10 protein-coding genes are annotated in these 10,994 nt (G+C 71.4%); 2 read left to right on the forward strand and 8 right to left on the reverse strand.

Annotation, left to right across the window (positions count from 1 at the left end):
• Positions 1-67: 67 nt before the first annotated feature.
• Positions 68-970, reverse strand: coding sequence for an aminoglycoside phosphotransferase family protein (locus Q1B24_RS14135; protein WP_299929791.1), 903 nt, complete (start codon positions 968-970; stop codon positions 68-70).
• 59 nt (positions 971-1,029) lie between these two features.
• Here Q1B24_RS14135 and Q1B24_RS14140 point away from each other — a divergent pair, with 59 nt between their 5' ends.
• Positions 1,030-1,848, forward strand: coding sequence for a class I SAM-dependent methyltransferase (locus Q1B24_RS14140; RefSeq protein ID WP_299929794.1), 819 nt, complete (start codon positions 1,030-1,032; stop codon positions 1,846-1,848).
• Here Q1B24_RS14140 and Q1B24_RS14145 read toward each other — a convergent pair.
• From Q1B24_RS14145 to Q1B24_RS14160, 4 genes are read right to left on the reverse strand one after another with little or no spacing between them, the layout of a single operon-like run.
• Positions 1,786-3,987 carry a transglutaminase-like domain-containing protein gene (locus Q1B24_RS14145; RefSeq protein ID WP_299929797.1) on the reverse strand — a complete coding sequence of 734 codons (2,202 nt, stop codon included), beginning with the start codon at positions 3,985-3,987 and terminating at the stop codon, positions 1,786-1,788. The genes Q1B24_RS14140 and Q1B24_RS14145 overlap by 63 nt on opposite strands.
• A complete protein-coding gene (locus Q1B24_RS14150) occupies positions 3,984-5,165 on the reverse strand; it encodes a DUF58 domain-containing protein (protein ID WP_299929799.1) in 1,182 nt (393 codons plus the stop codon). Before Q1B24_RS14150 ends, Q1B24_RS14145 begins: the two co-directional genes overlap by 4 nt.
• Positions 5,162-6,139 carry a MoxR family ATPase gene (locus tag Q1B24_RS14155; protein ID WP_299929802.1) on the reverse strand — a complete coding sequence of 326 codons (978 nt, stop codon included), beginning with the start codon at positions 6,137-6,139 and terminating at the stop codon, positions 5,162-5,164. The genes Q1B24_RS14150 and Q1B24_RS14155 overlap by 4 nt, the downstream gene beginning before the upstream one ends.
• Before the next feature lie 25 nt (positions 6,140-6,164).
• Complete coding sequence (locus Q1B24_RS14160) at positions 6,165-7,055, reverse strand: DUF3068 domain-containing protein (protein WP_299929805.1); 891 nt, start codon at positions 7,053-7,055, stop codon at positions 6,165-6,167.
• 148 nt (positions 7,056-7,203) lie between these two features.
• Between Q1B24_RS14160 and Q1B24_RS14165 the strand changes: the two genes are divergently transcribed.
• Positions 7,204-7,881: a class I SAM-dependent methyltransferase gene (locus Q1B24_RS14165; RefSeq protein ID WP_299929807.1), complete on the forward strand. Its 678-nt coding sequence runs from the start codon at positions 7,204-7,206 to the stop codon at positions 7,879-7,881.
• Positions 7,882-7,885: 4 nt separating this feature from the next.
• On the opposite strand, the gene Q1B24_RS14170 is transcribed toward Q1B24_RS14165, so the two are convergent.
• Genes Q1B24_RS14170 through Q1B24_RS14180 form a run of 3 tightly spaced genes read right to left on the reverse strand, consistent with a single transcriptional unit; the run spans position 7,886 to position 10,865 of the window.
• On the reverse strand, positions 7,886-8,908 hold the full coding sequence (locus tag Q1B24_RS14170; RefSeq protein WP_299929810.1) for an NAD(P)-dependent oxidoreductase: 1,023 nt from the start codon (positions 8,906-8,908) through the stop codon (positions 7,886-7,888).
• Positions 8,905-9,675 carry a glycosyltransferase family 2 protein gene (locus Q1B24_RS14175; RefSeq protein WP_299929813.1) on the reverse strand — a complete coding sequence of 257 codons (771 nt, stop codon included), beginning with the start codon at positions 9,673-9,675 and terminating at the stop codon, positions 8,905-8,907. Before Q1B24_RS14175 ends, Q1B24_RS14170 begins: the two co-directional genes overlap by 4 nt.
• On the reverse strand, positions 9,672-10,865 hold the full coding sequence (locus Q1B24_RS14180; protein WP_299929816.1) for a nucleotide sugar dehydrogenase: 1,194 nt from the start codon (positions 10,863-10,865) through the stop codon (positions 9,672-9,674). Before Q1B24_RS14180 ends, Q1B24_RS14175 begins: the two co-directional genes overlap by 4 nt.
• Positions 10,866-10,994 lie beyond the last annotated feature (129 nt).

Below are 10,994 nucleotides of genomic sequence, written 5' to 3' on the forward strand. Positions count from 1 at the left end.
AAGACTACGCGCGCGCCACGCTCGGCGTCCAACCGGCAGGCACGCTCAGTCCACGCTCAGAGCGGTGTCACGCCTCGCGCGGCCACGCGTGCACGTCTCCCGCCTCCGCGACGGCACGGAGCAGCACCGTGGACCGGTCGGCGACGGGGTTCTCGCCTTCTCGGGCAGCGAGGTCGACGAGGGCCCAGAGGTCGGCTGACCGCGCCCCGTCGAGCAGCGCGTCGGCAGCACCGCCGTGCCGCGACGCCCATGCGCTGAGCACACCGTCCACGTAGGCGGGGTCCCGGTCGAACCGCAGCAGGTTGCCGAGGTCGGTCCACGGGTGCCCGGCGTGGGCGAACTCCCAGTCGAGCACGCCCGTCACCTCGAGGGTGTCGGGGTCGACGAGCAGGTTCTTCGGGTTGAGGTCGCTGTGCACCAGGCAGACCCGTTGCACCGTGTCGAGCAGGTCCTGCGCGTCCCGGGCCACCTCCGCCAGCGGAGCGCGGTCGGCCTCGGGCCAGTGCGCCAGGCGGGAGGCGACCCACTCGTCGAGGCCACCGTCGGGGAAGGCGCCGACGGTCAGCTCGGCGTCGACGAACGGGCCGGGCCGCAGCTCGGGCATCGCGGCCAGCGCGGCGGCCACCCCGCCCGTGCTGGTCCCGAGCCGGCGGAGCCCGTCGGTGTCGCCGGCTGCGGCGAGCCGCTCCACGACGAGGTCGCCCCGCTCCCCCGGTAGCCACGACGTCACCAGCAGGCCCGGCCGGCCGGTCGACGCGTCGCCCCGGCGCCCCTCGAGCACCTCGGGGACCGGCAGCAGGCCCCGCACCAGGCGCAGCACCGCCTGGTCGACCTCCGGAGCCGCGTCCCCGCGGGGGTCCCCGGGTGGATAGAGGCGTACGACGGCGCGATCGCCGGCGACCTCCCCGAGGAACGTGCGCCCGGAGTGACCGCCGGCCAGCGGCTGCAGCGTGGGTCCGAGGTCGCTCATCCGAGCGATCGTGGCACACGCCGGCGAGGTTCGCCCGCACCCCCACTAGGCTTCCGAGGGTGGAGGATCACCTGCCGCAGTCGGTGCGTGTCGAGCGGCGTCCCGTCTCCGAGCACGAGTCGCGCAGTGCCAACGGACCCGACTGGGACCGCTACGCCGACGAGTACCAGGCCACCCACGGCAACTTCCTGGGTGACGCCGGATTCGTCTGGGGGCCCGAGGGCCACACCGAGGACGAGCTCGGGATCCTCGGCGACGTGGCCGGTCTCGACGTCCTCGAGGTGGGCAGCGGCGCCGGGCAGTGCTCGCGCTGGGTGCGCACGCACGGCGGCCGGGGTTTCGGCCTCGACCTGTCGCACCGCCAGCTGCAGCACTCGCTCCGCCTCGACGCGGAGACGGGCGTCGCCGTGCCGTCCGTGCGCGGCACCGCCACCGCCCTGCCCTTCTCCCCCGACAGCTTCGACGTCGTCTTCTGCTCCTTCGGCGCCCTGCAGTTCGTCAGCGACATCGACGTCGCGGTCCGCGAGGTGGCCCGCGTGCTCCGACCCGGCGGCCGGTTCGCCTTCTCGGTCACCCACCCGACGCGGTGGATGTTCCCCGACGACCCGGGCGAGGCCGGCCTCACCGCGACCCAGTCCTACTGGGACCGCACCCCCTACGTGGAGGTCGACGACGCTACCGGCGTGGTGTCGTACGTCGAGCACCACCGCACCCTGGGCGACTGGGTGCGCCTGCTCGCGGGGCACGACTTCAGGCTGGTCGACCTCGTCGAGCCCGAGTGGCCCGAGCACCACGACCGGGTCTGGGGAGGCTGGTCACGCACCCGCGGGATGCTGACGCCCGGGACCGCGATCTTCGTGGCGCGCCTGGCGGCCTGATCGGCTCCGGCGGGCCCAGCCGGCCACCAGCGACGCCGGGTCGAGGTGTGCCCGCAGCCGCCGGCGCAGTCCTCCCTGCATGACGAGCTCACGACGCACCCGCTGGCACGCGTCCCAGAACGCGCGCCCCTCCGCCTCGTCCGGGGGTCCGGGCGCGAACACTGCCGCGTCAGCCTCCCGGGCCAGGTCAGCGCCCACGCCCAGGCCGGCCGCCTGCGCGAAGCGGCTCCACCCGTCGGGCACGGGGGTGCCGCAGTCGCGGGCAGCGTCGAGCACCTCCTGCCAGCCGTTGACGTAGAGGCCGGACCACGACGACGTACGCCGTCGGCGGGCGCGACGCACCACCTTCGCCAGGGGCACGAGCAGCAACGCGGCGAGACCGAGCGTGACGATCACGGCGACGACCGCCAGGGCCACCTGCCGCGCTGGACGCGGCTCCGCCTCGTCGCGGGGCGGACCGATCTCCCGGTCCTTCCCCTTCGACGCCTGGTCGAGCTGCTGCTGGACGAAGTCCTCGGGGTCGGGCGCCGGCACCGGCTCCGTGCCCTCCTCCAGCACGCGCGAGCCCAGGTATCGCTCCAGGTCGAGCGGGCGCCAGGTGCCGTCCTCGAACTGCAGCTCGACCCAGGATGTGAGGTCGCCGTAGTCGACGAGCCCGCGGCGGCCCGGCGCCGCACCGGTGACCAGGCGCGCGGGAACGCCGAGGCGGGAGGCCCCGAGCGCCATGAGGGCGCTGTACTGGAAGGCGGTGCCGGTCATCCGCTGCGACCCGAGCATGCGGCGCCCGAGCATGTCGGGTGACTGGTCGAAGGCCTCGGTGGTCCGCACCGTGCCCTGCGTCCGGAGGTAGCGGGCCAGCAGCAGGACCCGCTCCAGTGGGAGCAGCTCCCGGCGGTCGAACGGCTCCAGGTGCTCGTCGAGGAACTCACCGTCCGGCTGGCGCTGCTCGTCGGTCGGCTCGCGCGTCCGGTCGCGACGGGCGAAGCCCACCTTTCCCACCACCGACTCGAAGCGGTACTCGTCGCGCACGTCGACCCCGCCGAGCACGAGGGCACTCGCCGTGGCCTGGTTGTAGCGCACGTCGCCGACATCGGTCCTGCCGGGGTTGAAGTCGAAGTCGAGGCTGGTCAGCTCACCGAGCATCGGCAGCCAGTCGCTGGAGTAGCCGGGCCGGAACTTCACGCGCACCACCGCCGTGGTCCCGGGATGGAGGGCGGCCACCGCGGACCCGACCCGCTTGAACGTCCCGTAGCCGTCGGACCCCGGCGATTCCTCCGCGGGGATCCAGGCCGTGCCTTCGTAGAGGTCGAGCACGGCCAGCCGCAACCGATGGCCGTCGGGGACCCCCCTCGCCGTGAACAACCTGATGTCGTCGGTCCTCGGCACGGGCAGTGCCGGCGTCTCGGCGACGCGCGGAGTGTCGTTCCTGCCGCTGAGCAGCACGCGGTCGGACACGTCCGAGTCGGGCACCACGAGCACGGCGAAGGCGGACACGAGCACCACGGTCAGGACGGCCGCCGCGGCGGCCGCGCTAGCCCCGCGGGTGGCGCTCACGGTGGTCTCGCGTCGCCGCGCCCGCACCGCGGCCCAGGCGAGGAGCATGCCCCCGACGAGGATCCCCCGGGTCACCATCAGGGTCGGCGCCAGCACCCCGAGCGGAATCGTCGCCGCGAGGGCCGCCAGCAAGGGCACCACCGGCGCGAACGGGCGCGTGGTCGCGACCGCGAACCACGCCGCGGGGAACGCCGCGAGGAACCCGATGAGGAACGGCACCAGCATGACCTGTCCGCTCGGCTCCACCGGGGGAACCGTGCTGACCAACGTCAGGGGTGCGTCGACGGACCCCGTCAGGACCCGGCCGACCGTGCGGAACGTCGGGAACACCCACGGCCCCGGCTCACGCAGCGCGGCCCACGCCGCGACCGGGACGAAGCCCGCCAGCCCGGCGAGAGAGTACCACCAGCCCCCCTCGTGCAGACGACGGGTGGCCAGGGCGAGGCCGACGAGCAGCGCGACGGGGACCAGGCCTGCGACGAGGTAGGTGCGGTCCGCGAAGCTGTCGTCGAGGATCGACAGGATCATCGCCAGGGCGACGACGACCACCACCCCGTCGGCGACGCTGCCCTGTTGGCGCGTCACCGCATCCCCCGCGCCATCAGCTCGTGGAGGCGGGCCAGGTCGGGCACGGAGAGCTCGCGCAGCGATCCGCTGTCACGCACCAGCGTCTTGCCCTCGCTGTCCGCACGTACGACGATCCAGTCCGCTCCGCGACCGAGCTGCGCAGCAGCTGCGTCGAGGTCGGCGATCGCCCGGGCCGCTCCCGTGACCTGGACGACGAGCCCGGTCCCGGCGACGGCCCCGGCCGCGTCCATGGCCTGGGCCAGGTGACCGTCGTCGTCCTCGAGGGCGAACCGGCACGCCGCGTCGGTCATCGCGACGGGGTGGCGGCTGTGCGCGACATGAGGTCCGCACCGCAGGTAGGTGTCGAAGTCGTCGCGCACGGAGCGCAGCGCGATCGAGGTGGCCACCGACGTCGCGAGCTCGAAGTCGCGCAGCCGCGGGTAGGACGACCTCGCGCAGTCGACCAGCACCGTGACATGACCGCGCCGGGTCTCGTGGAACTGCCGGACGAGCAGCTGACCCGCCTTGGCCGACGACCGCCAGTGCACGTGCCGCAGGTCGTCCCCGGGGACGTACTCGCGCAGTGCGTGGAAGGCCAGGTCGCTCATCGACAGCTGTCGGCTCGTCGCCCCGTCGAGGTCGTTGGACAGGCCTCCGGCGAAGACGTCCACGTCGGTCACCTGCGGCGACACCAGGAGCTCGATCGCCTCACCGACCGCGTGCGGGCGACTCACCAGGCCCACGGGGTCCGTCTTCTCGTAGGTGACCGGCCCGACGACGTGCACGCCCCGGGGCAGCTCGGGGAGCGCGACCGCCTCCTCGTGCCGCGAGAAGGGACGGAGGAACGGAAGTCGGAGCCGCACGCTCCGACTTCCCACGGGCACCACCACGCGCGGGAACAGCATCGGAAGAGGACCTGCCTCGACCACGAGGAGCACGTCAGGCGGGGGTGCGCCCACGACGGTGCGCTGCTGCTTCAGGACCAGCGTCGCTGCAGGGGCACCGGGAAGGACCTGCCAGGCCAGCGCCACCAGCAGCAGCCCGAGGGCGACAGCGGCCACCAGCGCGAACTCCTGCCAGTTCAACCGCACGGCGAGGACGGTCGCGACGACGGCCGTGGCCAGCACACCGCGGCCGAGCGGCGTCAGCAGGCGCAGCGGGGCGAGCCACCGTGTGGCGCCGGCCCGCTCGCTCACGCGCGGTCGCGGGGGGCGGGCACCTGCGCGAGCAGGTCGTCGATGACCTCGTCGGACGTCGTGCCGCCGTAGGCCGCTGCGGAGCCCATCAACAGGCGGTGCCCCAGCACCGGGTGCGCGAGCGTCGCGACGTCCTCGGGCACCACGTGCCCGCGCCGTTCGGCGAGGGCCCACGCCTTCGCGGCACGGATCCACGCCAGGCAGCCACGGGTGGACAGGCCGATCCTGACCTCGGGCACCTCCCGCGACGCCTCCGCCAGGCGGCGTACGTAGGCGATGACGGCCGGGTCGACGTGCACCGCGTCGGCCAACCTTCCCATCTGCTCGATCTCCCGCCCCGTGACGACCGGCAGGAGGTCAGCCGCACGGTCGCGGATGCGCGACTCGGCCAGCAGGGCCTCGGTGGACTCCGCGTCGGGGTGCCCGACGCTGGTGCGCATCAGGAAGCGGTCGAGCTGCGCCTCCGGAAGCTGGTAGGTGCCCGCCTGCTCGATCGGGTTCTGCGTCGCGATCACCATGAACGGCCGGCGGACCTCGTGGGTCTTCCCGTCGACGGTGACGTGTCCCTCCTCCATCACCTCGAGCAACGCGGACTGCGTCTTGGGCGAGGCGCGGTTGATCTCGTCGGCCAGCACCAGGCTGTGGAAGAGGGGCCCCGGGTGGAAGGAGAACTCGCCGTGCGCCTGGTCGTAGACCGTGACGCCGGTGATGTCGGACGGCAGCAGGTCGGGCGTGAACTGGATGCGCGCGAAGGAGCAGTCGAGCGACTTCGCCAGCGCGCGGGCCAGCATCGTCTTGCCCGTCCCGGGGAGGTCCTCCAGCAGGAGGTGACCCTCCGAGACGAGGCAGGTCAGCCCGAGTCGTACGACGTGTCGCTTGCCGAGGACGGCCGTCTCCACGTTGTGCTGGATCCGCTCGAACGTGTCGGCGTACCACCGCACGTCGTCGGGCTGGACTGTCGCGAGCTCGGACATGCGTCAGGACCTGGTCGGTCCCGCCTCAGGCAGCAGTCGTGTCGCGGCGCCCGCGCAGGAACAGGAACAGCCCGGCGAGCAAGGCGATCGCACCACCGATGAAGCCGACCAGCGGCAGGGTCTTGGTGAGGAGGTCCAGCGACTGGCCGCTGTCCTTGGCGTCGGCGACGTTGCCCTCGACCTGCTCGTCGGTGAAGGCGAGCTGCATGTCGAGCAGCGGGGAGCCGTCCTCGAGCTCGCGCACCTCGTGCTGGGTCTGGTTGACGATGGATCCCGTCGTCGGGTCGACCCAGATGTACTTGTCCTGGGAGTAGACGCCGTCGACGTCCTCGACGACCTCGGCCGCCTCCTCCTCGACGAGCACGTGGTACTTGTAGGTCTCCAGACCCTCGATCGTCTCGGTGCCGTCGTAGGTGGCGTCGACCGCCTCGCCGAGCATGCTGTCCCAGTACATGTAGTCCTTCTTCTCCGCGTCGAAGGGCCACTTGTTCACGAGGCCGGACTTCTCCTCAGCGCTCGGCGGGACGTACTGGGGGTCGTTGACCGCCTCGGCCGTCTGCCGATCGGTCGCGAACACGTCGCTGCTGGCGCTGACCAGCCGCTCGTCGGAGTCGTCGACGCACTGGGGGGTGTCACCCTCGTCGATCACGAGGCACGTCGTGTTGACGAAGACGACGACGTCGTCGCTGGAGAGCTCGGCGTCGGCCTTGGTCACGCTGGTGGCCTTGACCTGGAGCGACTCCACCTCGCCCGTGCCGGGGTTGAGCTTGTCGGCCGTGCCGGACAGGTTGGTCACCGAGTCGGTGTCGAGCGGCGTCTTCTTGACGGCGTCGCCGCCCCAGAGGACGACCGTGAGCGCGGCAACGAGCAGGAACGAACCAAGGCCGAGCAACACGCCGGCGATGACCTTGCGCACGTGAATCCTCCCAGGGGGATCGATGAAGTCGCCGAAGGCTACCAGCAAGTAGATGTGCCGGGTAGGGAATCGAGTGCAACATCCCGCGCAGGGGTGAAGCGCCCGTTTCGCCCCGTGTCGCCGGCGTGTGACTGGCATAGTCACGCCCGTGTCCCACGACGATGCCACCCGGGAGAGCGAGGGCCTCCGCACGCTCTACGCCCACCGCTTCGACCGCGAGGCGAAGCAACGAGCCGACCTCTGGCGCACCCTGTGCAGCTCCTACTTCCAGCGCTGGGTCCCGCGCGACGCCGTGGTGCTCGACGTGGCTGCCGGCCACTGCGAGTTCATCAACAACATCGGCGCCGAGCGCCGGATCGCCGTCGACCTCAACCCGGCGGTGCGAGACCACGCCGCCGTCGGCGTCGAGGCCCATGTCTGTCGTTCCACGGACCTGCACATGGTGGGCGACGCCACGATCGACCGCGTGTTCATCAGCAACTTCTTCGAGCACATCACGCGCGACGACATCCTCGCCACGCTGGAGGAGGTGCGTCGGGTGCTGCGTCCCGACGGGAAGCTGCTGGTCCTGCAGCCCAACATCCGCTACTGCGCACGCGACTACTGGATGTTCTTCGACCACATCACGCCGGTCGACGACCGAGCCCTGGCTGAGGCCTTCGCCTCGACCGGCTTCCGTGTCGAGCTGAACCACCCGCGGTTCCTGCCCTACACCACCAAGAGCCGACTGCCGTCGGGTGATGCACTCGTCCGCCTCTACCTCAGGTCGCCCTGGGCGTGGAGGCTGCTGGGCGCGCAGGCCTTCATGGTCGCCGTCCCTGCCTGACGGGTCAGATCACACCGTCGGCCATCGCCTGCCGTACCCACGGGATCACCACGTCGAGCATCTCGCTCAGCGAGGTGGTCGCCTCGAAGCCCAGCACGTCGCGCGCCTTGGCCACGTCCGGGACACGACGCTGCACGTCGTGCTCGAACGCCGCATCGTGGTGCAGCGACAGCGGACGGTCGCCGTTGATCTTGGTCCAGATCAGCTCGGCGAGCTCTCGCACCGTCGTGGACTCGGCCGTCGAGAGGTTGAAGTCGTCGTTGAGCGCCGCCGGTGACGACATCGCCTCGACGATGCCGCGAGCCAGGTCGGCGCCGTAGGTGTAGTGCCGCACCTGTTCGCCGTCGCCGAGGACGTGGAGGGGGTCCTGGCCCTTGAGCACCTTCTGGATCAGGTCGGGCACCACGTGGCTCATCGCGAGCTTGACGTTGCCGCTGGGAATCTCGACGTCGCCGAGCGCGCGCCCCTCCCCCACGCCGACGCAGTTGAAGGGCCGCACGATCGTGAACGGCACCTCGTACTGGTCCCACGCCGCACGCGCGAAGTACTCCACGGCGAGCTTCTGGAACCCGTAGGACGAGAGCGGGGGCGGGATCTGCCGCTCGTCGCCCTCCTTGGACGGCCAGTGGGTCGTCGACTCGAACACCATCGACGAGGAGAGGTAGGTGACCTTGTCGAGGGTGCCGGTGGCGCGGGCCTTGATCGCCGCGTCGCACGTGGCCGCGATGATCCGTTCGTTGGCGGCGAGCAGGTCGTAGGGGTAGGTGTGGAAGTAGGAGATGCCGCCGATGAGGGCGGCGCCCGCCACCAGGTGCTCGCACCCGTCCAGAAGCCGTTCGACGAGCGCCACGTCGCGCACGTCGCCCTCGACGAAGGTGTAGCCCGGGTGGTCGTCGTAGGACTTCGTCACGGGTCCGTACTTGGAGTAGTTGTCCACTCCGACGACCTCGTGGCCGCGTCCGAGGAGCTCCTCGACGACGTAGCCGCCGATGAAGCCCGCCGACCCGGTGACCAGGACTCGACTCATGACTGACCCTCCTTCTGGTTCTTCTGCGCGATCGCCGCTGCCTGACGCCGTACGTCGTCCACCGACAGCTCCGGACCGAAGGCGAAGCGGTACCACCGCAGGTACTTCGGGATCCAGGCCCTGAGGTCGAACTGGGACTGTCCCACCGCCCGGTCCAGCCAGATGGTGGGCAGCTCGGCCACCGGGCGGCGTAGACGGCGCGCCTTGGCGGTGAGCTCCAGCCCGATCTCGAAGCCGCTGCGGCTGTCGATGCCCACCTCACGCACGAAGGCCGTGTCGTAGGCCTTGAAGCTGTTGGTGGCGTCATCGGTCCCGACCCGTGCGAGGACGCCGAGCGAGCGACCCGCGGCGCGGGAGAGCGTGGACTTGAGCAGCGGCCCGCCCACCTGCTGACCGCCCGGGGAGTAGCGGGACGCGGCGGCGACCACGACGCCTCGTTCGACGAGCCGGGCCATCGGGTCGATCAGACGCGGGTCGTCGGACCCGTCGGCCATCGTCACCACCACGACGGGGTGGACAGCGTGGTCGATGCCGTAGCGGATCGCGTTGGCCGGCCCGCGTCCGTAGGTGCTCACGAGGGTGCGGACCCGGGCGTCTCCACCCATGTGCTCCGCCACGGCTGCGACGGTCCGGTCGTCCGGGAAGTCCACGACGACCAGGACCTCGAAGTCCAGGGTGATCGCGTCGACGATACGGTCCAGCACGGGCCGGATCGCCTCGTCCTCCTGGTAGGCGGGGATGACCACCGACACCGCGGTCGCGGTCACGTCAGGGACCCTTCGCCGCGCAGGTTCCACACGTCGACGACCTCGCAGCCGATCGCCAGGTCGCGGTACTGCTCGTGGGGCGCGCCGATGACGACGAGGTCCGCCGCAGCGAGGACCTCGTCCAGCGGAAGGAGCTCGGGGTCGTCACGCACGAAGGGGTCGGTGGTGAGCACGCGCTCCGCTCGGAACCGCAGCACGCGCTTGAGCCGGTAGGACAGGCTCGATCGCCGGTCATCGCTCTCGGCCTTGAACGCCATCCCGAGGATGGCGACCGTCATCGATGAGAGGTCGTGGCGCGCCTCGATCCGCTTGGCGAGGTAGTCGGGAAGGCCTTCGTTGACCAGCATGGCCGAGTGCCCGAGGGGGAACGACCCGCCCGTCACCGAGGCCAGCTGCATGGTGTCCTTGAACAGGCACGGCCCGGCAGCCAGCCCGGCACCGGGCAGGTCTGCCGCGCGCGGGTAGTCCTCGATCATGGCGGCGCGGATCCGCGAGAAGTCCAGCCCGAGGTCGTTGGCCATCATGAAGTACTGGTTGGCGGCGGCGAACTTGATGTAGCGCCAGGAGTTGGTGAACAGCTTGGCGAGCTCGGCCTCCTCCGGCTCGAGCTCGACGATCGAGTCGGTGAGGTGGCCGAACAGGTCGGCAGCGCGCTTGGTAGCGCGCGGCGTACGGGCAGCGACGATCTGGGGCAGCTCGAACAGCTCCGTCATCGCGCGCCCCTCAGCGATCCGCTCCGGGCAGAAGGCGAGGTCGACACCTTCGCGCGCGCCGAGCAGCTGCTCCACGCGGCGGGTCACGCCGGGGAACACCGTGCTCCGCAGCACGACGAGCTGCCCGGGCCGCAGGTGCTCCACGAGCTCTCCCACGGCTCGGGGCACCGCTTCCGGGTCCGGGCTGAGGTACTGGTCGACGGGAGTACCCACCACCACGATCACGACCTCGGAACGCTCCAGCAGCGTCACGTCGTTGTCCGCCACCAGCGCCCCGGAGGCCAACACCCGGGCCAGGGGCTCGTCGACGCCCGGCTCGAGGAACGGCGCGACGCCGCCACGGATGGACGCCACCGCGTCGTCGTTGATGTCGTGGATCGCGACCCGCAAACCCCGGGAGGCCAGGGCGACCGCGAGCGGGAAGCCGACATGACCGGCTCCACCCACGACGCACACGTCGATGTCGAAGGCCCCCACACCCATCTCCTCGTCCTCAGCGATGCGCCCAACCTACCGCTCCGTAGCCCATGCTCGTGGCAGGGTGGCGCATCCCGCGGCGCCCCGCACGGCACCCTGCCCAGACGTCCTACGCGCGAGTAGGTCGTG

It is taken from the genome of uncultured Nocardioides sp. (assembly GCF_947488025.1).
In the GTDB taxonomy this organism is placed as follows: Bacteria; Actinomycetota; Actinomycetes; order Propionibacteriales; family Nocardioidaceae; genus Nocardioides.

Coding starts and splice junctions, on each gene's coding strand:
- Q1B24_RS14170 (WP_299929810.1), bottom strand. CDS start 8,908: ATGAGTCGAGTCCTGGTCACCGGGTCGGCGGGCTTCATCGGCGGCTAC.
- Q1B24_RS14135 (WP_299929791.1), bottom strand. CDS start 970: ATGAGCGACCTCGGACCCACGCTGCAGCCGCTGGCCGGCGGTCACTCC.
- Q1B24_RS14155 (WP_299929802.1), bottom strand. CDS start 6,139: ATGTCCGAGCTCGCGACAGTCCAGCCCGACGACGTGCGGTGGTACGCC.